This window comes from Telluria sp. AIW5, from assembly GCF_056680575.1.
Genome location: NZ_CM155289.1, coordinates 3359072 through 3381588, shown reverse-complemented (window position 1 = coordinate 3381588; position 22517 = coordinate 3359072). Strand labels below are relative to the sequence as shown.

General features: G+C 64.9%; 24 protein-coding genes. 12 read left to right on the top strand and 12 right to left on the bottom strand.

Annotated elements, in window-relative coordinates; all coding sequences use genetic code 11:
* Positions 1-23: 23 nt before the first annotated feature.
* The 4 genes from AC1MEM_RS14985 to AC1MEM_RS14970 all read right to left on the bottom strand — a co-directional run bounded on the left by AC1MEM_RS14985 (position 24) and on the right by AC1MEM_RS14970 (position 4446).
* Positions 24-1463: an efflux transporter outer membrane subunit gene (locus AC1MEM_RS14985; RefSeq protein WP_499477655.1), complete on the bottom strand. Its 1440-nt coding sequence runs from the start codon at positions 1461-1463 to the stop codon at positions 24-26.
* A gap of 135 nt (positions 1464-1598) precedes the next feature.
* Positions 1599-3542, bottom strand: a complete 1944-nt coding sequence (locus tag AC1MEM_RS14980) for an HD domain-containing phosphohydrolase (protein ID WP_499471700.1) — start codon at positions 3540-3542, stop codon at positions 1599-1601.
* A gap of 6 nt (positions 3543-3548) precedes the next feature.
* On the bottom strand, positions 3549-3968 hold the full coding sequence (locus AC1MEM_RS14975) for a DUF4399 domain-containing protein (protein ID WP_499471698.1): 420 nt from the start codon (positions 3966-3968) through the stop codon (positions 3549-3551).
* A 16-nt stretch (positions 3969-3984) separates the two neighbouring features.
* Complete coding sequence (locus tag AC1MEM_RS14970) at positions 3985-4446, bottom strand: DUF4399 domain-containing protein (RefSeq protein WP_499471696.1); 462 nt, start codon at positions 4444-4446, stop codon at positions 3985-3987.
* A 120-nt stretch (positions 4447-4566) separates the two neighbouring features.
* Between AC1MEM_RS14970 and AC1MEM_RS14965 the strand changes: the two genes are divergently transcribed.
* Entirely contained in the window at positions 4567-5640 is a 1074-nt protein-coding gene (locus tag AC1MEM_RS14965; RefSeq protein WP_499471694.1) for a formylglycine-generating enzyme family protein, read from the top strand.
* Positions 5641-5646: 6 nt separating this feature from the next.
* Here AC1MEM_RS14965 and AC1MEM_RS14960 read toward each other — a convergent pair whose 3' ends face one another.
* Positions 5647-7734 carry a serine/threonine protein kinase gene (locus AC1MEM_RS14960; RefSeq protein WP_499471692.1) on the bottom strand — a complete coding sequence of 696 codons (2088 nt, stop codon included), beginning with the start codon at positions 7732-7734 and terminating at the stop codon, positions 5647-5649.
* Between the two features lie 336 nt (positions 7735-8070).
* On the opposite strand from AC1MEM_RS14960, the gene AC1MEM_RS14955 reads away from it, so the two are divergent.
* The 11 genes from AC1MEM_RS14955 to AC1MEM_RS14905 all read left to right on the top strand — a co-directional run bounded on the left by AC1MEM_RS14955 (position 8071) and on the right by AC1MEM_RS14905 (position 12665).
* A complete protein-coding gene (locus AC1MEM_RS14955) occupies positions 8071-8349 on the top strand; it encodes a hypothetical protein (RefSeq protein ID WP_499471690.1) in 279 nt (92 codons plus the stop codon).
* A 49-nt stretch (positions 8350-8398) separates the two neighbouring features.
* Positions 8399-8674 carry a hypothetical protein gene (locus AC1MEM_RS14950; protein WP_499471688.1) on the top strand — a complete coding sequence of 92 codons (276 nt, stop codon included), beginning with the start codon at positions 8399-8401 and terminating at the stop codon, positions 8672-8674.
* 15 nt (positions 8675-8689) lie between these two features.
* Positions 8690-8941 (top strand): hypothetical protein, encoded by a 252-nt coding sequence (locus AC1MEM_RS14945; protein WP_499471686.1) that lies wholly within the window; start codon positions 8690-8692, stop codon positions 8939-8941.
* 76 nt (positions 8942-9017) lie between these two features.
* Positions 9018-9215 carry a hypothetical protein gene (locus AC1MEM_RS14940; RefSeq protein ID WP_499471684.1) on the top strand — a complete coding sequence of 66 codons (198 nt, stop codon included), beginning with the start codon at positions 9018-9020 and terminating at the stop codon, positions 9213-9215.
* Positions 9216-9494: 279 nt separating this feature from the next.
* Positions 9495-9680 carry a hypothetical protein gene (locus AC1MEM_RS14935; protein WP_499471683.1) on the top strand — a complete coding sequence of 62 codons (186 nt, stop codon included), beginning with the start codon at positions 9495-9497 and terminating at the stop codon, positions 9678-9680.
* 557 nt (positions 9681-10237) lie between these two features.
* Positions 10238-10516, top strand: coding sequence for a hypothetical protein (locus AC1MEM_RS14930; RefSeq protein ID WP_499471681.1), 279 nt, complete (start codon positions 10238-10240; stop codon positions 10514-10516).
* A 49-nt stretch (positions 10517-10565) separates the two neighbouring features.
* A complete protein-coding gene (locus AC1MEM_RS14925) occupies positions 10566-10862 on the top strand; it encodes a hypothetical protein (RefSeq protein ID WP_499471679.1) in 297 nt (98 codons plus the stop codon).
* 62 nt (positions 10863-10924) lie between these two features.
* Positions 10925-11176 (top strand): hypothetical protein, encoded by a 252-nt coding sequence (locus AC1MEM_RS14920; protein ID WP_499471678.1) that lies wholly within the window; start codon positions 10925-10927, stop codon positions 11174-11176.
* A gap of 56 nt (positions 11177-11232) precedes the next feature.
* Positions 11233-11511: a hypothetical protein gene (locus AC1MEM_RS14915; protein ID WP_499471677.1), complete on the top strand. Its 279-nt coding sequence runs from the start codon at positions 11233-11235 to the stop codon at positions 11509-11511.
* A 74-nt stretch (positions 11512-11585) separates the two neighbouring features.
* Positions 11586-11873: a hypothetical protein gene (locus AC1MEM_RS14910; protein ID WP_499471675.1), complete on the top strand. Its 288-nt coding sequence runs from the start codon at positions 11586-11588 to the stop codon at positions 11871-11873.
* A gap of 33 nt (positions 11874-11906) precedes the next feature.
* Entirely contained in the window at positions 11907-12665 is a 759-nt protein-coding gene (locus AC1MEM_RS14905) for a PP2C family protein-serine/threonine phosphatase (protein ID WP_499471673.1), read from the top strand.
* A 154-nt stretch (positions 12666-12819) separates the two neighbouring features.
* On the opposite strand, the gene AC1MEM_RS14900 is transcribed toward AC1MEM_RS14905, so the two are convergent.
* From AC1MEM_RS14900 to AC1MEM_RS14870, 7 genes are all read right to left on the bottom strand, one after another.
* Positions 12820-14103 carry a sigma-54 interaction domain-containing protein gene (locus AC1MEM_RS14900; RefSeq protein ID WP_499471671.1) on the bottom strand — a complete coding sequence of 428 codons (1284 nt, stop codon included), beginning with the start codon at positions 14101-14103 and terminating at the stop codon, positions 12820-12822.
* A gap of 15 nt (positions 14104-14118) precedes the next feature.
* On the bottom strand, positions 14119-17184 hold the full coding sequence (locus AC1MEM_RS14895; RefSeq protein ID WP_499471669.1) for a peptidase domain-containing ABC transporter: 3066 nt from the start codon (positions 17182-17184) through the stop codon (positions 14119-14121).
* A gap of 51 nt (positions 17185-17235) precedes the next feature.
* Positions 17236-18003, bottom strand: coding sequence for a peptidylprolyl isomerase (locus AC1MEM_RS14890; RefSeq protein ID WP_499471667.1), 768 nt, complete (start codon positions 18001-18003; stop codon positions 17236-17238).
* 241 nt (positions 18004-18244) lie between these two features.
* A complete protein-coding gene (locus tag AC1MEM_RS14885; protein ID WP_499471665.1) occupies positions 18245-18460 on the bottom strand; it encodes a hypothetical protein in 216 nt (71 codons plus the stop codon).
* A gap of 91 nt (positions 18461-18551) precedes the next feature.
* Positions 18552-19373: an FAD-dependent oxidoreductase gene (locus AC1MEM_RS14880; RefSeq protein ID WP_499471663.1), complete on the bottom strand. Its 822-nt coding sequence runs from the start codon at positions 19371-19373 to the stop codon at positions 18552-18554.
* Between the two features lie 370 nt (positions 19374-19743).
* A complete protein-coding gene (locus AC1MEM_RS14875) occupies positions 19744-20283 on the bottom strand; it encodes a hypothetical protein (RefSeq protein ID WP_499471661.1) in 540 nt (179 codons plus the stop codon).
* Positions 20284-20365: 82 nt separating this feature from the next.
* A complete protein-coding gene (locus AC1MEM_RS14870; protein ID WP_499471659.1) occupies positions 20366-22489 on the bottom strand; it encodes an FUSC family protein in 2124 nt (707 codons plus the stop codon).
* Positions 22490-22517: the final 28 nt, after the last annotated feature.

The window sequence follows — 22517 nt, the reverse complement described above, 5'->3', positions numbered from 1 at the left end:
GGCGCCATCACCGGCCGCTCCGGCTACCGCGGCGCCGCATTGCGCACCTCGTTGCGTACATTCTCCGACGGCCAGCCGCCGCCCAGCGCCTTGTAGAGCGTCACGGTATCGGACAGGATCTGCTGGTGGTTGGCCAGCAGGGCCAGTTGCGAGGCCAGCAGCGTGCGCTCGGCTTCGAACACTTCCAGCTGAGATACCATCCCCTCCTTCAGCTGCGCCTCCACCTGCGCGGCGACGACGCCGAGCCGTTCGGACTGCTGCTCGAGTTCGACGCGCTGGCGCCGGTGGGCGTCGAGATTGACCAGCGCGTTTTCGACTTCCTCGAAAGCGGCCATGACCACGCGCCGGTATTCCCCTTCGGCCACGCCGGTGCGCGCCTCGGAGGTTTTCAGGCGCGCCTTGACGCTCGGGTCGAAGATCGGGAAGTTGATGCTCGGTAGCAGGCCGAAGGTAAAGGATTTCAGCAGCGAACCGAGCGCGAAACTCGAGGTGCCGCCGCGCCCGGTCAGGCTGATCGAGGGCAGCTGGGCCAGCTTGGCCTGGCCCACCAGGTCGTAGGCCACCAGCACCCGGTATTCGGCGGCGACGACGTCGGGCCGGCGCTTGAGCAGCTGGGACGGCAGCCCTTCGGGGACCGCCGGCAGCTGCACCCGTCCTTGCAGGGAGCCGGGCGGCACCGTGAATTCCCCGGCCGGGGTACCGAGCAGGGTCGCCAGCGCATTGCCGGCCAGCGCGCGCAGGCGCCCCAGCTCGATCAGGTCGCGGCTCAACTGGTTGATTTCCGCGCGCTGCTGCAGCACGCGGGTCTGCGGGACCAGGCCTCCCTGCAGCATGGCCTCGAAGGTGGCGAGGATGGCCCGGTTCTTGTCCAGGGTCTTCTGCTGCTGCCTGATCTGCTCGTCGAACTGCATGATCTGGAAATAGGTCGTCGAGACGTCCGACACCAGGGTCAGGTAGCCGGCGCGCCAGTCGGCCTCGGTGGCCCGGAACTCGGCGCTCTGCGCTTCGACGCCCTTGGCCACGCGGCCCCAGACGTCGATGTCCCAGTTGACCTGGGTGCCGAGGTTGAACTGTTTCGTGAACTTCTGCCCGGTGCTTTTTTCAAAACTCGCGCCCGCCCCGGCATCGAGGGTCGGCAAGGCGCCGGCGCGCGCTTCGCCGATTTCCGCGCCCGCCACCCGGATCCGCGCGGCCAGCACCTTGAGGTCGAAATTCTCCCCCAGCGCGCGCGCGACCAGCGCGTCGAGATAGGGATCGCGAAAGCCTTTCCACCAGTCGGGCGCGATCATCTCGGCTGGCGCCACCGGCAGGTCCTTCTGGCTCGACCAGGCCGCCTTGCCCGGGACGCCGGGAGTCTGGTAAGGCTTCATGCTGACGTCGGGACAGCCGCACAGCAGCGCGGCGGCCGCCGCCGCAAGCGCGCAGTTCCGTAGGGTGGGCGGCTTTGCCGCCCACGCGGTGATAGCTGCAATATGAACGGCTGCACTGTGCGTTGGACGCGTGGGCGGGAGCCGCGGGGCCGCCGAGGCCCACCAGACGGTGAAGCGATACAAGCTGGTTTGTAAGTTCATATTCCACCTCGTGGGCCGGCCCGGCCGTCATGCATGGGCGCGCGCCTCCCATCCTTTCGAATCGACGAAGACCTTGAACAGGCGCGCATCGAGGTGGCCAACGCGGCATTCCTCCGCGATGAGGTCCAGCGCGCGCTCGACCGGGACCGCCTCCTTGTAGGGACGATCGCGCGCGGTCAGCGCGTCGTAGATGTCGCTGATCGTCAGGATCCGCGTTTGCAGGCTGATCTCGCTCCCCTTCAGGCCCATCGGATAGCCCGATCCGTCGAGCTTCTCGTGGTGGCCGTGGGCGATCGCCGGCACGCCGGCCAGCTCGCGGGTCCAGGGAATCAGGATCAGGAAGGAATACGAATCGGCCACATGGGCCTCGATCTGGCGCCGTTCGTCCGGCGTCAGGCAGCCTTTGGCGATGTTGAGCGCACCGAACTCCTCCTCGCTGAGCAGGTGGAAATCGGGCTCGTCCATGCCGGGACAGGCATGCCGGCGGATCGCCTCGAGTTCGGGCAGCGGCGCGGTGTGCGAAATCGCCGGCTCGTTGGCGCGCACGATGGTGGCGAAGAAGGCGTCGAGCCGCTCGCCCTCTTCCTCCAGTTGCGCTTCGATGCGCTCGCACTCGCGGCGGTAGCTGGTCATGCCCAGCTCTTCCTCCAGGTGGCGCAGCGCCAGGCCGCGCCAGGCATGCCGTTCGAGGCAGGCGCGCGCGTAGCGGAAGCGCTGTTCCAGCAGGCGCATGTCGGCATGGTGCAGCTTTTTCTCCTTGCGCAGCACGTGCTCGCGCACGCCGACCTTGCCGAAATCGTGCAGCAGCGCCGCGTAGCGGATCTCGCGCAGCTGGGCGGGCGTGAAGGCGGCGCGCCGCAGCGTGGCATCGTCCGCGTGTTCGAGCGCCATGGCGAGGTTCTCGGCGTAGCCGGCCACGCGGAAGGAGTGCCCGGCCGTGACCGGGTCGCGTTCTTCGATCGCCTGCACCGACGCACACACAAAACCATCCAGCAGGCCCTTGATATCGGAATACAGCTGGAAGTTTTTCAATGCCACCGCGGTCTCGGCGCACACGCCGCTGAGGATTTCGAGGTCGGCTTCCTGGAAGGCGTGCGGATCGGACGAGGTGTCGACCTGGATCAGGCCGAGCACGTCGTCGCCCAGGATCAGCGGCACGCACATGACGGACAGGATCGACTGCGCCACGATCGATTCGTGCGCGGCATAGTGCCGGTCGGCCAGCGTGTCGACCGACAGGATCGCGCGCTTCCTCACCAGTACCTGGTCGACGATGGTATGGGAGATGCGCACCTGCGACGGATCTTCTGCAGCGCCGCCGCGGCGCCGGGCGGCGACCGGGCGCGGCGAATCTGCTTCGCCCCCGCACAGCATGATGAAGGCGCGCTCGGCCGCCGGGAACAGGTCGAAGATGAAGTTCATGATCTTGTCGAACAGCGTGTCCTGGTCGGTGACCGCGCCAAGCGCGATGCTCACCTGCGCCATCGCGTGCAGCTGGTGCATCGTTTTCTCGAGCTCGCCGCGGCCGGCCCTGGCGGTGTCGACTACCGGCGCGAAGCGGGTAGCGTCGACCGAGCGCGTGATCACGGTATTCGCCGCAGCGCGCTCGGGCAGCATCAGCGAATGAAAGACCAGCTGCGCCGACGCCAACCCCAGTTCGTCGCCGTCGCGCAGCAGGTGCCAGGCGCCAGGTGCGAGCCGCTCGCCGCACACGAAGGTGCCGTTGCGCGAGTGCAGGTCCTCGACGAAATAGCTGGCGCCGCGGCGCCGGATGCGCGCGTGGCGCCGGCTGATGGTCTGTTCCGGGATGCAGATGTACTTGTCATCGGCGAGCGCGTCCTGCCGGTCGCGCCCGAGCACCGCCTCTTCGTGCAGCGGAAACACGGTCGGCCCCGGCGCTTGCGCCCCCATCCATTCGACATAGGCCCTCACCGGGTCGCTGGCGGCGGCAAATGCCGCGTTTGGTTCCATACAGGTTCACTTGACAGTGATCGTAATTTTTCTGGACATGACGGGCGGCGTATGGGGGACGTGGTTTTCGTCGCCCATCAATAATTGCAGCGTGTGTCTCCCGGGCGCAAGCTCGATCATCGCTTCCGTTTCGCCGGCCCCGTAGTGCAAATGGTTGCGGTCCGACGGAATGGCCTGCCCTGCGGGCGGCGGATCGGTGTCGATCAGGAGGTGGTGGTGGCCCGTGTTTTGGAACGCCACGCCCTTGGGTGCTACGCCCATGTAGCGCAGGCCGAACCAAACGCGGAACGGTTTTCCGGCAGCGATCACTTGGCCATCGGACGGCCAGCCGATGTAGCAATAGGCATTGGCGGGTGCGTTCGTGGCGTCGGTCGGCGTGGCGGCCAGCGATGTCATCAGGGCCAGTGCAACGAGCAATATCCGCATTATGTGCTCCCGTGGCTTAGCGAACCGTGACGGTGATCTTCTTCGATACAACGGGCGGCGTGTGCGGGACATGGTTCATGTCGCCGAGCAGCAGTTGCAGGGTGTGCGTGCCGGGCGGCAGCTCTACCCTGGCTTCGGTCTCGCCTGCGCCGAAATGCAGATGGTTGCGGTCGTTGGGAATCGGTTCCGTCATCGACGGCAATTCGGTATCGATCAACAGGTGATGGTGCCCCGTGTTCGGCACCGCGGTGCCCTTCGGCGCGACGCCCATGTTCCGCAGTCCCATCCGCACCCAGAACTTTCCGCCGCTGATCACCGTGCCCTCGTGTGGCCAGATGAAATAAACCTGGGCGTTGGATGGACCGGGGGATTGTTGCGCGGCAGGCTCGGCCGCGGCTGCAAGCGCCGCACCCGCCCCTGCTGCAAGCGATTCGAGGACTGCCGCTGACAATGCAGCGAGCACGATGGTCTGGCGCATGATGTGTTACTCCAGCCGAGGTCGTACGGAAGTGCGCTTCTATACTTCCAAATCTGGCACACTCTCAGTCAGACCGCAAGTCAATTCCTAGCAAACGCAGTCCCGATAGAGGAGCCGCTCATGTGGCACAAGCTGTTGATGGTTTGCGTACTGGCGGGGCCCGCTTTCGGATATTGCGCCAATGCACAAGAGGGTGCGCTCGAAACGAAATCTTTGGGAATTGTCCCGAGAGCGAGTCCCGAACAGTTCGAACTCGCGTTCTGGAATTCGGTCAAGGACAGCGCGCACGCGGCCGATTACGAGGCTTACCTGAAGGCCTATCCAAAGGGGCGCTTCGCGGCCCTGGCGCAGGCGCGAATGGCCCGTTTGCGCACGGCGCCGGCCCCGCGCGGGGCAGCTCCGCCGCCCGCGGCGCAAGCGTCACCCGCCAAGAGGGCTGCGCCGCCGGCAAGCGCCCCGCCAGCGGTGGCGCAGGCTGGGGCGGAGACCAGAGATTGCCCGTCTTGCCCGGTGCTCATTTCGCTTCCGCCCGGCTCCTTCACAATGGGGAACAATGCCAGTGACCCTAGCGAGAAGCCAGCGCACCAGGTCGCTATCGGTGCTCCTTTTGCGATCGGAAAATACGAAGTCACCGTGCAACAGTGGAATGCCTGCGTGAGCAATGGCGGCTGCCCGAAGATCGCCCAGCCAGCCAATACCAACCCGGATGCACCAGTGCGCGACGTCAGCTGGGATGACGCACAGCGGTACGTGAAATGGCTCGGCGCGTCCAGCGGCAAGCCCTACCGGCTCCCTACCGAAGCCGAATGGGAATACGCGGCCAGGGGCGGAACGGCCACGGCATATTGGTGGGGCGCGCAGATGGCACAGGGAAAAGCTAACTGCAAGGAATGCGGACAACCCTGGAGCGGCGACGCGCCGGCGAAAGCGGGAAGCTTCGCCGCCAACCCCTGGGGCCTGCACGATACCAGCGGCAGCGTCTGGGAATGGGTGAGCGACTGCTGGCACAACAATTTCAAGGAGGCGCCTGCCACTGACAGCGCATGGGACGAGCCGAATTGCACAGTCCGCGTGATCCGCGGCGGTTCGTGGCGCGAGGGGGCCGCCTACATGGTCGCCTCGACACGCTTCAAGTACGACGCCGCCGTGCGCCAGTCGCAGAATGGGTTCAGGGTTGCACGCAGCCTGCGTTAAGCCCCGCTAGCGCCGCGGGGGCCTGATCGCGACCGGCAGGAATTCGATCCCGATCTTGCCGGGGCCGCTATGCGCCTGGCTATGCCGCAGGTTTTTCCGCAGTTCCGCCAGGTAGTCGGGCGCCGGCTCCGACTCGCGCCGCAGCGTTTCGAAGAGCGGTGCCGGCGTCGTCACCAGCACCACGACCAGTTCGGACCCGGGCGACCTGCCGATCCTCCAGTCGCCTGGCCTGCCAATCGTCGCGCTATGGTTCGGTGGCGCCTTGTTGTCGAGCGCGAGCGCATTCGGCAGCAGATGAATGACCGTGCCGTCGGCCATGTACGCATCCACGGACACGAACGCTTCCGCGCTTGGGGTCGTCATATCGACCATCAGCGAATCGCCTTCGGCCAATATCGGTCTGGAGCCAGCGCTGGCCCCAGCCAGGCGCAGCGCGCCGCCGGTCCCGGCCTGGCGGTGCGCGGTCCAGTAAGGCCCCAATGCCGAGATTACCGGGCAGCTGCTGGGTTCGACCTCGTGCACATCGAGCGTCACCGCAGCCACGCCGGGCAGCGCGGCAAGCGTTTCCTTCACCTTTCCCGCGCCTGCCGCCTTCGATACGAAACCCTGGACCTCCGCCGTATCGGCGCGCATCGTAACGGCCAGGGCCGAACAGGGGATGCGTGACAGCGCAGCAGCAAGGACGGCCGGTGTCGGCGCCGGTATTGCGGGCGCCGCAGGGGGGCGCGCGGGTCCGGCCGCCGGCGTCCGAGCCGGCGCCTGCGCCTGCGCCTGCGCCTGCGCAGTGGCGGCCGGCGGGGCGCCGCCGGGAACGCGGGCCTCGCGCCCGAGGTACAGCCAGGCGGCCAACCCGAGCGCGCCGAGCGCAAGCATGCCTGCGCCCAAAGCGGCCAGCATGCCATGGCGCGGTTTCGGGGCACCTGCGCCGAACTCGTCGAGAAAGCGCGTCACCGTGGGCGTGCGCGCTTCGCGCTCCAGCGCCAGCCCGCAGCGGAGCGCCTGCCATTGCGCTCGCCCCAGCTTCGCAGGGCGCTGCGGCTTCATGCCGGCGCCGCGCGCCTGCGCCGAGGACAGGCGGTTGAATGGGTGGTGCCCGGTGAGGAGTTCGTAGGTGATGCAGGCCAATGCGTAGATGTCGTCGCGCGGATCAGGCTCGCGCTGCTCGAGCATCTCGGGGCTCGCATATGCCGGCGTGAGGGCGCCAAGGCTGCCCGGGTCGAATACGGTAACGTCTACATCTTCTTCGGTGTTCTGGAACACGCGCGCGATGCCGAAATCGATGACCTTGACCACGCCAGTGTCGGTCAGGAACACGTTGCCGGGCTTGAAGTCGCAATGGACGAAACCGCGCCCGTGCGCATAGGCCAGCGCATTGCCCATGCCGGTGACGATGGGCTGCACTTCGGCGTAGGGCAAGCCGGCAAATCCCGGCGCACGCAGCACCTGGCTCAGCGCTTTTCCCTGCAGGTATTCCATGGTGAGATAGACCATCTGCCCGTCGCGATCGAAATCGTAGACCGACACAATGTTCGGATGCGCCAACGCCTGCGCCTTGCGGGCCTCGCGTTGCAGAGCGATGAGCGACTTCGGGTGGCCGCGGAACTGGACGTTGAGCACCTTGATGGCGATATACGGCTTACGGTCGGAGGCCTCGAGCTTGCGCAGGTCGAGCGCCTTGTAGACAGTGCCCATGCCGCCGAACCCGATGCATTCTTCCAGCACGAAGCGGCCGTTGAGCGTTTCGCCGACGCCTTTCATGCGCTCCGGCTCGGCCTCGTCCAGGGCTTGCCGGGAGCGCGCTTCCGATAGAGGCGGATCTTGCGCAGCGGTGCGCGCGCCTGGCTGGGTCTGGACAAAGGTATCGTCCCCGCCGAGACGCTGACGGTTCGCGATCAGGCCCCCGATGCGCTGCTGCACTTGCGTGTAAATCTCGCTAGGGAGCGGTTTGCGCGCGTGCTCCTGGCTGAGGAGCTCGAGCAGCCGGCTCCCGCTTTCGGGAGCGCTTTCCAGCACCTGGTCGAGTTGCGCGAAAAATTCGGGCCGCTGCAAGGCGCCACTCTGGAAGCGATGAATCGCATTGGCGAAACTGTCCATGATGTGATCGTATAAATCAGAGGCCGCTACTGTGAGACTAGCATGAACTGGCAGGCGATCAAGCGTTTGCGGCGCTCAATCGGACAAGGCCGGGCACATGTCTGGCCGCTCCAGACACTTCGCCGGAACCTGTTGGGCCTGACCGTTCACTTGGCCCGCCCGAGGCGGCAACGGCTTGCCCCCTGCCACGCGTCTTTTTAAATAAATCCTTCATATTCAATGACTTGCGTTCGCGCGCGCCGCGCCGGAAAGACCTGGCACGCCTTTCGCTATATGTCCATTGAGCGCAAACGAAATGCCTCACTCGACACCACTTACCACTTCAGGAGAATCACCATGAAAAGCTTGATCATCACCGACCTGGCCCGCACCGAACAACTCGATCGCAACGCCATGAGCGCTGTGCGCGGAGGCTTCAGCATGGGCACGCCCGGCTACGCATTCGGCGACGTCAATTATGCGCCGAGCTTCGACTCGTCGATCAAGGCGACCCAGAACCTGGCGCAAATGCAGGAGGTGGTGACCGCCACCGCTAACGGCTCGGCTTTCCTGGGCGGCGTGAGCGTCGACAGCCACGTCGACCAGAACGGTAACAACAAGATCATCCGCCGCTGATCCTCGCCCCGACATCGTTCAATCATTCTCGCATCCATAGGAGCACACCATGAAAACCCTGACCATCAAAGACCTGGCACGTACCGAACAACTCGAGCGCGGCGCCATGGCGGCCGTGCGCGGCGGCTGGAGCATGTTTGCGCCGTCCTACAAGATGGGCGACCTGAACTACGCGCCAAGCAGCGACTCCTCGATCACGGCCGCCCAGAACCTGTTTCAGCAGCAGAGCGTGGCCACGCTCACTGCCAATGGCTCGGCCTTCGTCGACGGCGTCGCCGTGCATAGCGGCGTCCACCAGAACGGCGAAAACAAGATCGTCGGCTAAGGCAAGGAGAATCTCATGTCAACCATCGCAATCGCAGACCTGGCGCACGCCGCCGAACTGGACAGCCATGCAATGGCGCTCGTCCACGGCGGCAGCGGCTTCGGCAAGGATGTCAATGTGAACGTGAACGTGAACCAGCAGATCGGCCAGTTCCAGCAGATCGGCATCAATGTCCTCAACAACAACGGCGTGATCGGCCCCGGCTTCGTCGGCCCGGACATCGGTGTCTCCGCGGCACTCTGGGCCGAGAACAAGGTGTTACTCTGATTCGACCTGTCCCAGTCGTACTCCATCCCAGCAATGGGATGGAGTTCGTTAACTTTCTTTAACCGAAGGAGGCAGCATGGCTACCATCGTCATCAAGGATTTACCGGAAAGTACCGAGCTCGATCGCCAGGCAATGCACGCGATCGCGGGCGGCGCGCGATTTCGTTCAAGTGGCGGCGTCCTGCGTCCCGTCGTGCGCAAAATCCACTTGTACGACCCTGCTCCCGGCCGCAGCGCCAGCGGGCGCGCAGCGCCCAGGCCACCCGCTCGCTGAGAACCGTACGCTTCACGCCGAACCGTTCAGTTAAAAGCTGAACGGTTTTTTTTGGGCCCTGCCTGGTACCCGGGCCATAGTGTCGGGCCGGTGCCGACACCGGCCCGACAAGCCGTTGGCCTGGCGCCGACAATGTGCGATCTGTCCCCAGCCATCGGCTGGCGCTCTCCCTGGAACATGCTCTTCCCGCAAGCTGGCACGTCTCGTGCTCCATTGACCGAGTGGGCGAAAGAAAACGCCCTCGACCTTTTCCGAAACCAGCGATCCAAGGAGAACATCATGAACATCCACAAGCACATGGAAGCGATCTTCGTCGTCACGCTCGTCATCGTCACGACAGGCACCTTCGCGCTCGACAGCGTGCGCGGGGCCGACGCAGGCGTATCGGCATCCGCGGCACGCGAGCGCGCGACGTCCGTCCGGACTGTCGTGGTGCGCGCGCCGGCGCTCCCGCGGCAGGCGTGAGCGCACGCAGGCAGCCGTGCGCACGCACGGCTGCCTGCGCTGAACCCGCATCCACGCATCGCCCTCCCACCTGCGTCCCTTCGCACTACTTCCCTCCAGCCCCAAGCGGGCACTTCGCTCTCCCGATCATGAATGCCTGACGCGGCTCGGCGAGCCCGGCGTCGGCTTGCGCTTTCCATGTTGCGCTCGCGCGCCTCGTGGGCCCCGCAATCCGGACTGCGTCCCGAGGAGGCGGCAACCCTATGCCACGAGGACACAAGTGTCCATGCCTCAAACCCGCGCTGCCGCGAACCCTGGCGCGCAGCAGAATGGAAGCTGTTGTGCCGTACCAGACAGACCGCGGCGAAGTGTTGGCCCCACACCGACGCCCGCTACTTCCGAACGAAATGGCAAGCGCACCACGCCAAGGGCAAATTTGAGTCAAACACTATACAAATCAATTACTTACGAGTGGCGATGCAAGATGCCGACGGACCTGGCACGCCTTTCGCTATATGTCCATTGAGCGCAAACGAAATGCCTCACTCGACACCACTTACCACTTCAGGAGAATCACCATGAAAAGCTTGATCATCACCGACCTGGCCCGCACCGAACAACTCGATCGCAACGCCATGAGCGCTGTGCGCGGAGGCTTCAGCATGCGCACGCCCGGCTACGCGTTCGGCGACGTCAATTATGCGCCGAGCTTCGACTCGTCGATCAAGGCGACCCAGAACCTGGCGCAAATGCAGGAGGTGGTGACCGCCACCGCAAACGGCTCGGCTTTTCTGGGCGGCGTGAGCGTCGACAGCCACGTCGACCAGAACGGTAACAACAAGATCATCCGCCGCTGATCCTCGCCCCGACATCGTTCAATCATTCTCGCATCCATAGGAGCACACCATGAAAACCCTGACCATCAAAGACCTGGCACGTACCGAACAACTCGAGCGCGGCGCCATGGCGGCCGTGCGCGGCGCCATGGCGGCCGTGCGCGGCGGCTGGAGCATGTTTGCGCCGTCCTACAAGATGGGCGACCTGAACTACGCGCCAAGCAGCGACTCCTCGATCACGGCCACCCAGAACCTGTTTCAGCAGCAGAGCGTGGCCACGCTCACTGCCAACGGCTCGGCTTTCGTCGACGGCGTGGCTGTCCATAGCGGCGTCCACCAGAACGGCGAAAACAAGATCGTCGGCTAAGGCCCGAGACTGCGCGGCGGCCCTGTCGCCGCGCAGCCCCGTCACCATTCAAGGAGAAACCCATGTCATCCATCGTCATCCAGGATCTGGCGCACAGCGCCCTGCTCGACCGTCCAGGCATGTCGCTTGTACGGGGCGGCAACGCCTTCGGCAAGGACGTCAACGTGAATGTCAACGTGAATCAGCAGATTGCCCAGTTCCAGCAGATCGGCATCAACGTCCTCAACAATAATGGCGTGATCGGCGCCGGTGTCAAAGGCCCGGACATCGACCTCGCTGCCGCCTTATGGGCCGGAAACAAGGCAGTGTTCTAAGGCTCTGCATCCCGGAGTGGAGCAATCGGTTCAGATATGAATTCAGGAGAAGCACCATGAACACCCTGACTATCAACGACCTCGCTCGCAGCGAACATCTCGATCGCCCAACCATGGCGGCCGTGCGCGGCGGCTGGAAAGTGGGCGCCCCTGCCTGTTCGTTTGGCGACCAGAAGTTCGCCGGCAGCAGCGACTCGTCGATTACTGCCGCGCAGAAGCTGGTGCGGAGGCAGGAGGTCGTGACAGCAGCCGCCAAGGGCTCGGCCGTCCTGGGCGGCCTGGACGCCGGCAGCCAGGTGTCGCAGAATGGGGAGAACGAGAGCGTGCGACGCTGACCGGCCAAATTTCATCTACACTGGGGACACCGCTTCCCCAATGCAGCCCTTCCTTCCGAACACGGAGATGCATCATGGCCAGCATTACCATCAGCGACCTTCCGAACAGCACGACGCTCGACCGCAAGGCAATGTCCGCCATCCGCGGCGCCGGTGCGCCTTGGGTATTCGGATGGATCAGGCCCTTCGTCGACGCGGCGCCGAGCCAATTCCCGGTGATTAATTTCTATCAGATTAATAATTTCGCCGACCAGATGATCAACCAGTTCCAGACCGTCTCGGTGAACAATACCGGCGCCAATTCCACGCTCAATGTCGTGGTGGATGAAAGCAGCGTCAACAAGGCGCTTCTGGGCAGTTAGCGCCGGGAATAACCATGCAACCTGGACAATGCAATGGGCCTCGATACCGATCTGTGTTGGACCTGCGCCGCGCGCACTGACATCGGCCTGGTGCGTAGCCGTAATGAGGATGCGTATCTGGCCCAGCCGCAGCGTGGCCTGTGGGCGGTGGCGGACGGAATGGGCGGCCATGCCTTTGGTGACTTCGCCAGTGGCGCGGTGGTCGACGCGCTGGCCGGGCTGCCGGCGTCGGCAACCCTGGCCGCGTCGATCGCGCTCGCGCGCGCGCGTCTGACCGCGGTCAACGAAGCACTGCAGGCCGAAGCGACTAAACGCCGGGTGCCCGTGATCGGAAGTACCGTCGCCGCCCTGCTCGCCCTCGGGGACGAGGCCGCGTGCCTGTGGGCCGGGGACAGCCGGATTTACCTGTACCGCCAGGGGCGCCTGCAACAGCTCACGCGCGACCACAGCCAGCTCGAAGCGCTCAGGGAGCGCGGCGGCGATCTGGCCGCCCTTGCCGCCAGCCCGAACATAATCACGCGTGCGGTGGGTGCGGCCGACACGATCGAGTTCGATGTCGCGACCCTGGCGGCGCGCGACGGCGACATTTTTCTATTGTGCAGCGACGGGCTCAGCACGCCGGTCGATGAGCCGGCCATCCTGGCGGCGCTGGCGCCGGGCGACTGCGACCGGGCGGCGCAGGAACTGGTCGCGCTGGCCCTGGCCGCCGGGGGGCGCGACAACATCACGGTGGTAGTAGTGCGGGTGGATGATGTGTCGGGGGACAAGACGGTCGTGAACCCGGCCTTGTGAGCAACGGCGTTGTAGGGTGGGCGGCGGAGCCGCCCACCCTACAAGAGCGGCGAGCACGACGTTATCGATATGCACGCGTGCGTTGGACGCGTGGGCGGGGGACCGCGGGGCCGCCGAGGCCCACGCTACGATGCGCGGCCTGTCACTCGTAAACTCAGTGCTCCTTGCGAAAATCTTTTGAATGCAGGCCGTGTTTCTTCAGCAGGATCTGCAGGTGCGAGCGGTTCATGTCCCAGCGCCGCGCGAGCTCGGCCACCGTGCCGCCGACTTCCTGCAGGCCGCGCTCGAGGCAGCCGCGTTCGGCCTCGTCGCTCGCAGCCCGCTTCGCTTCGGCAAGGGAGATGTCTGCCCCCGCCGTCGGGGCGGCGGACACCGGCGTGGCCGCCGCCATGGGCCGGATGTCTTCCGGCAGGTGCGACAGGTCGGCCGCCTCGCCGGCCAGGCAGGAGATGCGGTACATGATGTTGCGCAGCTCGCGGATATTGCCAGGATACGCATACCGCAGCAAAAAGTCGCGCAAGCGCGGCGTCAGGGCCACCGGCGCGCGCTTCAATGCCTCGGCCGATTCGTCGCCGTAATACGCGATCAGGAGCGGGATCTCGTCCTTGCGCTCGCGCAGCGGCGGCAGCGTCACGTGGATCACGCTGAGCCGGTAGAACAGGTCTTCGCGGAAGCTGCCCTGCTCGATCAGCTTGCGAAGGTTCTTGTTGGTTGCGGCGACGATGCGCGCGTCGACCGAGATCGTTTCATCGGACCCGACGCGCTGGATTTCGTGCGACTGCAAGACGCGTAGCAACTTCACCTGTCCGGGCAAGGGCAATTCCCCGATCTCGTCGAGGAAGATGGTGCCCTTGTGCGCACTTTCGAACTTGCCCTTGCGGTCATTCGCGGCGCCCGTGAACGCGCCCTTCTTGTGGCCGAACAGTTCCGATTCGAGCAGGCTATCGGGAATCGCGCCGCAGTTGACCGAGATATAGGGTTTGTCGGCGCGCGAACCGTTGGCGTGGATGACCTTGGCCATTAGCTCCTTGCCGGTGCCGCTCTCGCCGTCGACCAGCACCGGCAGGTCGGTGGGCGCCGCCTTCTCGGCGATTTCAAGCGCGTCGAGCAGCTTCGGGTTGTCCCCGAACGTGCCCTCGAACACGAAGCTGCGCGCCAGCAGCGCCCGCCGGCGCTCGCCGGTCGCCGGTTCAATGGCTGGTTCGGCCGCGGAGTCGACGCGGCGCTCGGCCCCGATGGCCTGCACGAAACGCTCCTTGTGCGACAGCCCCATGACCTCGTCGCGCAGCGTGTTCGCCTGGCGCAGCAGTTTTTCGATGTCCGGCCGCTCGAGCCCCGTCGACCAGCGCAGCGTCGAGCGCATGATCTCGATCTTTTCCAGCAGGGCCGCGTACGACATCGCCGAGCCGCGCTCGCCGCCGGGGTTGTAGAGTTTCATCGATGTTTTACCCCTTCATTCGCCCTGCCCCAGCTGTTTTTGTACCAGTTCGTAGTACATCCCGCGCCGGGCCAGCAGCTCTTCGTGCCGTCCCTGCTCGACGATCTTGCCCTCGTACAGCACGACGATTTTATCGGCCCGCATGATGGTGCTGAGCCGGTGGGCGATGATCACGGCAGTGCGCCCCGCCAGGATCGCTTCCATGTTCGCCATGATGTTGCTCTCGGACTGGGTATCGAGCGCCGAGGTCGCTTCATCGAAGACCAGCAGCCGCGGGTCGTGGTACAGGGCGCGCGCGATGCACAGCCGCTGCACCTGGCCGCCGGACAGGCCGACGCCGCGCTCGCCCACTACCTGCTCGTAGCCGAGCGGCATCTTGGAAATAAACGCGTGGGCGTCGGCCATCTTTGCCACCTCCTCGATGCGGCGCCGGTCCGGGCTCTCGTCGCCGCTGGCGATGTTCTCGGCGATCGTGCCGGAAAACAGCAGGTTGCTCTGCATGACATAGCCGACTTGCGCCCGATAGTAATCCTTGTCGATTGCGCTCATCTCGTAGCCGTCGACCACGATCTTGCCGTCGGTCGGCGGATAGAAGCCCACCAGCAATTTCGCCAGCGTCGTCTTGCCGGACCCGCTGCGCCCGACGATCGCCACCAGCTCGCCCGGCTTGATATCGATGCTGATATCCTCTAACACCCACGGCGTGTCCTCGCCGCCGTAACGGAAATACATGCGTTCGAGTTTCAGTTCACCCTGTAAATCGGGCAGCACCACGCGCGAGGCCAGGTCGCCCGGCTTTTGTTCCGGCTCGATATCGAGCACGTCGCCGAGGCGTTCCATGGCGACGGTGGCGTCCGCCATCCGGCTCCACAGGCCGACCAGTCCCATCAGCGGACCCAGCACGCTGCCCATCAGCGCATTGAAGGCCATCAGCTGGCCAATCGTCAGCTCGCGCGCCAGTACCAGGCTGGCGCCGGCCCACAGGATCACGATGGTGGTGGCTGAATTGAGTACCTGGCTGGCGAGCCCGACCAGGATGTTGAAGGAGGCCGAGCGGTACTGCACCTCGAGTGCCTTGACGTACTTCTTTTCCCACTTCAGGCGCACCGGGCGTTCGCTGCCCATCCCCTTGACGGTTTCGATGCCGCCCAGCGCTTCCATCAGGAAGGATTGGGCATCGGTCGATGCATTGAACACCTCGCGCGCGTAGTCCTTGATCTTCGGCGTCACCAGCACGGTCAGCGCGATGATCGGAATCACGAAGCCGATCAGCAGCAGGGTCAGCTTGACGTTGTACAGGAACAGGATCGTGAAATAGATAAAGACCATCAGCAGGTTCAGCAGGGTCGTGACGGTCGACTCGGTCAGAAAGGCGCGGATCGTCTGGTTTTCCGAAAAGCGCGCCAGGATATCGCCGGTCTTCCTCTTGGCGAAGAAGGAATACGGCAGGGACATGGTGTGCTTGAAGAACTGCGCCATCATCGAAAAATCGAGGTTGCGCACCATGTAGTTCGACAGGTAGGCGCGCAGCGTCGTCATGACCTGGCTGAACACGGTCGAAATGACCAGGCCCAGGATCAGTAGGTGCAGCAGGCCGAAGTTCTGGTGCACCAGCACGCCGTCGAGGATGTTCTGGATGATCATCGGCGGCACGATGCCCAGCATCTGGATCACGAAGGTGGCAAGGAAGAGCTGCAGCAGGATTTTCCGATACGGCTGCAGGTAGGCGACGAAACGCAGCCAGGGCGAACGCGCCACATCGAGCTTTGCCAGTTGCTGGCCCGGCGTGAACACGAGGCAGGTGCCGCTCCAGCCGCGTTCGAACTCCTCCACGCTCATTTTGCGAAAGCCCACGGCCGGATCGGCCATCCACACCTGTCCGGGCGACACGCCGTAGACGATGACGTAGTGGTAGCCCTCCCAGTGCGCGATAAAGGGCAGCTCGAAGCCCAGCAGCGCGTCGAAGGTGCATTGCAGCCCGCGCGCGCCGAAGCCCAGCGCCTCGCCCGCGCGCGCCAGGCTGTCGAGCGTTGCGCCCTGGGTGGTGACGTTGGCGAGTTCGCGCAGCTTACCCAGCGTCATGTTGATGCCGTAATGGCGGCACAGCATCGCGAGGCAGGCTGCGCCGCAATCCATTTCCTCGGCCTGTTCGACCAGGGCGAAGCGCTTGATGATCTTTTCGCCCGCCTTCGGGGTTGAGGCAAGGTCGAGCACGACCGGACGCTTGCGCCGTTCCGCCAGGCGTTTCTGGCGCTGCAGTTCGCGCTCGAAAAAGCGCACCCGGTCCTCGATCACCTCGCGGAACCTGGCGTTGCGCTCGAGGATGAAATGCGCGGACTTTTCCGGAATCACGAGCAGCACCGCCTCGCCCGTCGCCAGCACGGACGCCGGCTGTTCCTGGCGCATCAGGCAGGCCTTCTCGCCGAAGATCTCGCCCGGCCCCAGCGTCGCCAGCACATATTCATCGTCGGCATCGTGCACCACGACCCGCACCTGCCCCTGGCGCACCACGTACAGGCGGCGGTCGTCGCGCGTGTCCTGCTTCAGGATCTCCTTGCCGGCGCCGACGCGCTTGACGCCGACGCTGCGCACGAATTCTTCCAGCTCGGGTTTGTCTACCTTGCCGCGCAGGTCGAACAGGCGCGCCACCAGCCCGCCCGCCGAGCTGAGCGCCACATAGTTGTTGATGAAGTCGAGCGCAGCGGCATTCCGGGCGAGGAGAGGCTCGATGGCGCTGCGTGGAATGAACCACAGCTCGGTCTTGAGCGCGGCGCGGGTCGACAGTTCATGCTGGTGTGGCCGCAGCATGGCGACCTCGGCGAAGACTTCGCCCGCCTTGCGCACCCCCATGCTGATTTCCTTGCCGTGTTCTTCCGCGAACACGCGCACTGACCCGGACTTGATGATGTACAAGCCGTCTGCCGACTCCCTGGCAGTGGAGATCGTGTCGCCGAAGGCATACGCGCGGATCTCGATTGCCCTTGCGAGCTGCTCGCGTTCCTCAGGCGTGAAGACGGACAGGATTTCGACAGACGCCAGGAACTCGCTCGATGCCTCTCGCTGCTGCGTTGATGCGTCCATATCCTTCCCTGCCGGGCTTGCGGGTCAAGCTGCGTCTTGGCGGGGGCGTGGTCAGCCCTGTCGCGCCGGGCAGGCCTCGATGATGTGCTCCTGTGCCCGGGCCGCCAGCCATTCCTCGCGCAGCAGGCGCCGCACCTCGACCGCCGTTTCTTCGTCCAGCGTGGCCGGATGCTTCGCATTCACGGCGTAGATTTCATACAGCGTGCGGTCACTCGAGGGAAACGGGCCGAGCAGGTCCCCGGCCGCGGCATTGAAAACGCGCGCTTCGAGGTCCGGCCTGAGGGAACCGCGCAGCACCTTGCCGATCAAGCCCCCGTTCTCGCGCGCCTCGCCGACCGAATGTTCACTCACCATCTCGCGGAAGCTCTCCGGATCCTCGGCCAGCGCCGACATCATCTCCTTCGCCTTGCCTTCCGAATCGAGCACGATATGGCTGATTTCGACGCTGTCGAATTTGGGTGAGTTCAGCTTGAAGAAGTGTGCAACAGCCGCGTCGCTGCATACCTGTGCCATCATCCTTTCGTGGTATAGGCCGTCGGTGATGAAGTCTTCGAACTCGTCCAGGCTCACTCCGAGCGCGTCGAGGTAATGATTCATGTCAGCCGCCCGGTGCAGGCCCTGGATGCGACGAAACTGGTCGGCACGCTCCTGGATCTCTTCCGCAGCGACCTGTAATCCCTGCTTCCTGGCCGCCAGCACGGTCAGCTTCTCGCGCACCAGTTGCTCGACAAGTCCTTCGAACTGTCCGGTAAGCTTCAAGGTCCGGATGAAGTAGTCGGTGTCGATTACCTCATCGTCGATGCGCACAATCCCAGCCATGGGTTCTCCTCGAGCTCATGTCGTTGCATGCAGGCGATCAGCTGCGCTCGCCTGGCCTTTACTTGGGGCAATTGGCCAAACCGCGCCGGAATTCCGACGCTATCCTTATTGTTTTAGCAGCCGCAGCGGCGAATTGCAATGCCGCCGCTGTCCATGTGTCGGACTCCCGTGCGGAGGATTTGTTCCGCGGAGACTGCTGTCCTGCGTTCCGGGCGGTCAGTCATTCTCCACGGAATCCCGACTAGACGACCCTGACGCCGATATCGCCTGTGAATATGCCCATTTCCAGCTCAAAATCGTCGACCACGCCGCCGGGCCGTCCGTCCACCAGCACGGACATGCCGCGCCCGCCGTGCACATGTCTCATTTCCTCGGGAGACAGCGAACGGACATCGCTGCTGTCCTTGTCTGCGTACGAGTGCGTGGTCGACAGGTCCTTGATGATCAGCTTTTCCATGATAGTGCTCCTTGATGCGATTGAAGGGGAAGGAAAGCGCTTGCTGCGCGCTCGCCATTCACCATGCATGGAATGTGCCAGGCCGGTGGCGTCATACGGAATGCACGGGCTGCCCGGTGGCGTGCGCGGTTTTCGCCAGATCCTGTCGTATGGGAACCAACAGATGACGGATCGGCGTTGGGTGCCGCCCAACGAATTGGTGGATGCTATACGGCGAGAGTGATCGAAGAGTCGGGTTTGGCGCCTTCCGTGCGGGGGGACGTGCGGCTGTTGCCTGCCCTGTCATCGATATGTTGAATCCGCGTGGGCATGAATGCCCACGCGGATCGTGAAAACCACGGACCCCACAGGCAACAGCCCTACGCCCGCCCGCACACATCAGCAGGCGCGAGTTCAGGTTCGACACGACCACGCGCGCATCGAGCCGTTCGCCCCTGGCGGTGACGACGCCGGTGGCACGGCCCTTCTGCAGCAGGACCTCGTCCACCGGGCACCCGGTGTGGATCTCCACGCCGAGGCTGCGCGCCACCTTCGCCATCGCCTGCGTGATGGCGCCCATGCCGCCGATGGCATGCCCCCAGGCGCCCTTCTTGCCGTTGACTTCACCGAACACGTGGTGCAGCAGCACATAGGCCGATCCGGGCGAATACGGGCTGGCGTAGTTGCCCACCACGCTGTCGAAGCCATACACGGCCTTGATCGGCGCGCTCTCGAACCAGCCGTCCAGGTAGTCGCCGGCCGATTTGGTAAAGAGGTCGAGCAGTTCGCGCTGGACCGAGAGCGACAATGAACGCATCCGGTTGCCAAGCTTGCCCGCCTTGATGAGTTCCGGCAGCGCGGCGAGCCAGCTGCCCTGCACCCGGTTCGGCGGCGTCTGCAGCACCAGGTCCGCGCAGCAGGTCGGCCGCGGCATCCAGGTGGCTGTTGTAGGCGGCGAGCCGGTCCGCGTCGCGCTGCGAGAATCTGGCGACTTCCGCGGCCGTGCGGCCGGCGCCGATCTTCAGGTAACGCGTATCGTCGAGCGGGAGGAAACTGGACAGCGGCCGCTCGACGATGCGCAGGCCGTGCGCGGCCAGGTTCATGTCCCTGATGACCTTGGGGTTGAGCAGGGAGACTGTGTTAGGCCGCGACCGAGTTGCGGAACCTTGATGTTTGCGATGTCCTGGTCCGGCCCGCGCGTCGACCTCAAGAACAAAGGCCGCTCCGATGTAAATCGAAGCGGCCTTCTTAACTGAACGGCATTACCCACCGGAGTGGGCTTGGGTCATTCCGCCGCGAGGGGCTTACTCTGCCGCGTCGAGGAAGAAGATGGCCCAGGCCTTCGCCGGCGCCTGCTCGGTCGGCTTCTCGACCTGCAGCTGGGCGCAGTCTTCCGCCACCAGGCTGCGCCAGTTGCGCACGCCCGCGTTGGCGAACAGGGGATTGGCCTTGGCGCCGAGGCTGATGTCCAGCGCCAGCCGGGCGTTGCGCGGTCCCGACTTGTCGTAGCTGACGCCGCGCAGCTCGATCCCGAACGCGGCCAGCCACGGTTCCCACAGGCCGGATTCGGCGCCCTTGACGATACGGCCCAGCATCTCGTCCAGCGAAACGCCTTTCTTGACCACGCCGCGTAGCAGTTCCAGCGATGGCGCGAAGCGCGCATCCGTGCCTTGCTTGCCGGCGCCGCGGTCGGCGATCGCCTTGATCTCTTTCGAGAAGGTTGCATCGCGCTCGGTGTAATCGCGCACGCGGTCGTAGAAGCCGCCGTCGATGAAGGGGTTTTCCGGGCGTCCTGCAGGGGCGCCGGCTGGTTTACCCGATGGGGGCTGTTTTTTGTTCGTCATGGCTTTTGAAACGTCGATGTAAGGGCGGGAGTTTAACACTGCTGGTTTCACAGGGAGCGCAAGGCCCGCGGACATGCCCGTGTCATGTCCGCCCAAGGACATCCCCGATCGCAGCCCTGCTCTGCGCCACCTGCACCGCATCGTGTTGCAGCAAGCTCAAGCGCCGCTGCAGCGGCGCCCATCCCGGCCACTGCGCGATCCAGACCGTCCGCCCGTCAGGCGACGCCGGTCCAGCGCCAGGCGCCGCTCCCAGGCTGGCCCTTACCTCGCCGAACATGCGCTCGAGCGCGGCCTCGACCTCCGCGGCAGGCAGGTTCTCCGCGTAGCGCTGCAACAGCAGGCGCAGCGCGGCCATGTGGGCCACCAGCAGGTAGTTCTGCACCGTGAAGCGGTTCAGTTCGTCCGGGGCGCGCTGCTTGTCCGCCGGTTCGTCGAGCATGCGGCCAAGTGCCGCGCTGAGCGTCGCGAGGCTGTCCATGAAGCGTTTGCGGCTGATGCGATAGCCGACGTCGTCGCCGGTACGCCTCAGCAGCAAGTCGGCGGCGGCGTCGATGTATTTGCGGTTGGCGTCGAGTACCGCATCGACCAGGCGCGGCAGGTTCTGGTACTCCCAGCTCGGCAGCACGTAGCTGAAGAAGGTGGCGATCACGGTGCCGAGCAGCGTGTCCAGCAGCCGCTCGCTGATGGCGTTGGCGCCATGCGGCACCGTCAAGCCGATCAGCAGCAAGGCCTGCACGCTCGCGGCGATCGCGGTGTAGCGGTATTTGATGGACAGGAATGCGGGCGCGGCCGCGGTCGCGACGAACAGGAAGCCGATCAGGATGACGGGCGAGTGGACAAAGTGCAGGATCACGGCGGTGATCATGCAGCCGATCAGGGTACCGATCAGGCGGTCGGCGCGGCGCTGGCGGGTAAAGCTGAAGCTCGGTTTGAGGATCACGGCAATGGTCAGCGCCGTCCAGTAACCGTGCGACTTGTAGGGCAGCCAGTCGGCCGAGACGAGGCCGACCGAAATCGCCATCGCCACCCGCAGCGCGAAGCGGAAGGTCGGCGAGGTCCAGCGCAGGTTGGCCAGCAGGATGCCGATGCTGAAGCGCTGCTGGGTGAGGAAGGGCGTCATGTCCGTATGGGGCACCAGCGGCAGCGCGCCCCGGGACGCCTGGCTGGCGGCATGCAGGCGCGCGATCATCGCGATCACCTCGCGGATCTTGTTGGAGGTGGCGCGCAGCACCGCCTGCGCCTCGAAGGCCCCGCCCTCGCCCGAGGGTAGCGCGCGCAGCATTTCCTCGAGCGCGCGCAGCTCGTCGCGGTAATCGATCTCCGGGCGCGAGGGCTGGTTGCGCGTCATTGCGTAGGCCACCGCTTCGATGTCGCGCGCGGCCTTGCCGATCAGGTCGCCCAGCAGGGGCAAAATGGGGCCGTCGGCGAAATGCTGGCGCAGTACGCCGTAATCGGTGTGGGTCGACAGGACCAGTTCGTACAGGTCGAACATGGCGTAGTGCACCTGCACCAGGATGGCCTCGTCCGGCGCCGGCTTGCCACGCAGGATCAGGTCGCGCGATGCCTGCTGCCGCTCGGCCAGCGTGCTTTGCTGGCGTACCAGCTTTTCCATCTGGGCCGGCAAGCTGATGGCCATGTCATAGCAGCCGCCCTTGATGCTTGTATATGCCGCCAGTTCATACAGCGCTTCGGCCAGCACCTGCTGCTTCAGGCGGCGCTGCAACATCCACACGACGACCATGGCATACGTCATGTAGCCGGCGCCGCCGGCAAAGAACAGGGCGCCATGGCGCAGCGCCTGCAAGGGCGTGGCCGGCGCTTCGCTCGAGAGCATCATCACGAACAGCGCCGCGAACTGCAGCGGCATCGCCTTCCTGCCGTAGACCACCATCATGCTGGCAAGGAAAGAGACCAGCACGATGACGGTGAGCAGGACCCACTCCACTTGCGAAGCCAGGCTGACCAGCAGCGCCACCACCGAGCACAGCAGCACACCGGCCAGCATTTCGTTGAACTTGTGGCGCAGCGGGCTGGGCATGTCCATCAGGCTGGTGCACAGGGCGCCGAATGCCACGGCCATCGCGGTCGGCAGGTCGGCGATGGCGTAGGTCAGGAAGGTCAGGCCGACGATGCCGGTGGCGATCCGCAGGCCGGTGTAGAAGTAGTGACTGAAGAGGAAGGTACGGGGAGCGAGGGCGTAGTGCATGGGTTCGGGTCGCTCGCTTTCCGGACGG

Excerpts from the sequence above, each read along its gene's own strand:
- AC1MEM_RS14895 (WP_499471669.1), bottom strand. The coding sequence starts at position 17,184 with ATGGACGCATCAACGCAGCAGCGAGAGGCATCGAGCGAGTTCCTGGCG.
- AC1MEM_RS14900 (WP_499471671.1), bottom strand. The coding sequence starts at position 14,103 with ATGAAACTCTACAACCCCGGCGGCGAGCGCGGCTCGGCGATGTCGTAC.
- AC1MEM_RS14915 (WP_499471677.1), top strand. The coding sequence starts at position 11,233 with ATGAACACCCTGACTATCAACGACCTCGCTCGCAGCGAACATCTCGAT.
- AC1MEM_RS14930 (WP_499471681.1), top strand. The coding sequence starts at position 10,238 with ATGAAAAGCTTGATCATCACCGACCTGGCCCGCACCGAACAACTCGAT.
- AC1MEM_RS14950 (WP_499471688.1), top strand. The coding sequence starts at position 8,399 with ATGAAAACCCTGACCATCAAAGACCTGGCACGTACCGAACAACTCGAG.
- AC1MEM_RS14970 (WP_499471696.1), bottom strand. The coding sequence starts at position 4,446 with ATGCGCCAGACCATCGTGCTCGCTGCATTGTCAGCGGCAGTCCTCGAA.
- AC1MEM_RS14940 (WP_499471684.1), top strand. The coding sequence starts at position 9,018 with ATGGCTACCATCGTCATCAAGGATTTACCGGAAAGTACCGAGCTCGAT.
- AC1MEM_RS14885 (WP_499471665.1), bottom strand. The coding sequence starts at position 18,460 with ATGGAAAAGCTGATCATCAAGGACCTGTCGACCACGCACTCGTACGCA.
- AC1MEM_RS14975 (WP_499471698.1), bottom strand. The coding sequence starts at position 3,968 with ATGCGGATATTGCTCGTTGCACTGGCCCTGATGACATCGCTGGCCGCC.
- AC1MEM_RS14965 (WP_499471694.1), top strand. The coding sequence starts at position 4,567 with ATGTGGCACAAGCTGTTGATGGTTTGCGTACTGGCGGGGCCCGCTTTC.
- AC1MEM_RS14935 (WP_499471683.1), top strand. The coding sequence starts at position 9,495 with ATGAACATCCACAAGCACATGGAAGCGATCTTCGTCGTCACGCTCGTC.
- AC1MEM_RS14905 (WP_499471673.1), top strand. The coding sequence starts at position 11,907 with ATGGGCCTCGATACCGATCTGTGTTGGACCTGCGCCGCGCGCACTGAC.
- AC1MEM_RS14870 (WP_499471659.1), bottom strand. The coding sequence starts at position 22,489 with ATGCACTACGCCCTCGCTCCCCGTACCTTCCTCTTCAGTCACTACTTC.
- AC1MEM_RS14875 (WP_499471661.1), bottom strand. The coding sequence starts at position 20,283 with ATGACGAACAAAAAACAGCCCCCATCGGGTAAACCAGCCGGCGCCCCT.
- AC1MEM_RS14955 (WP_499471690.1), top strand. The coding sequence starts at position 8,071 with ATGAAAAGCTTGATCATCACCGACCTGGCCCGCACCGAACAACTCGAT.
- AC1MEM_RS14925 (WP_499471679.1), top strand. The coding sequence starts at position 10,566 with ATGAAAACCCTGACCATCAAAGACCTGGCACGTACCGAACAACTCGAG.
- AC1MEM_RS14980 (WP_499471700.1), bottom strand. The coding sequence starts at position 3,542 with ATGGAACCAAACGCGGCATTTGCCGCCGCCAGCGACCCGGTGAGGGCC.
- AC1MEM_RS14945 (WP_499471686.1), top strand. The coding sequence starts at position 8,690 with ATGTCAACCATCGCAATCGCAGACCTGGCGCACGCCGCCGAACTGGAC.
- AC1MEM_RS14890 (WP_499471667.1), bottom strand. The coding sequence starts at position 18,003 with ATGGCTGGGATTGTGCGCATCGACGATGAGGTAATCGACACCGACTAC.
- AC1MEM_RS14920 (WP_499471678.1), top strand. The coding sequence starts at position 10,925 with ATGTCATCCATCGTCATCCAGGATCTGGCGCACAGCGCCCTGCTCGAC.
- AC1MEM_RS14910 (WP_499471675.1), top strand. The coding sequence starts at position 11,586 with ATGGCCAGCATTACCATCAGCGACCTTCCGAACAGCACGACGCTCGAC.
- AC1MEM_RS14880 (WP_499471663.1), bottom strand. The coding sequence starts at position 19,373 with ATGCCGCGGCCGACCTGCTGCGCGGACCTGGTGCTGCAGACGCCGCCG.
- AC1MEM_RS14960 (WP_499471692.1), bottom strand. The coding sequence starts at position 7,734 with ATGGACAGTTTCGCCAATGCGATTCATCGCTTCCAGAGTGGCGCCTTG.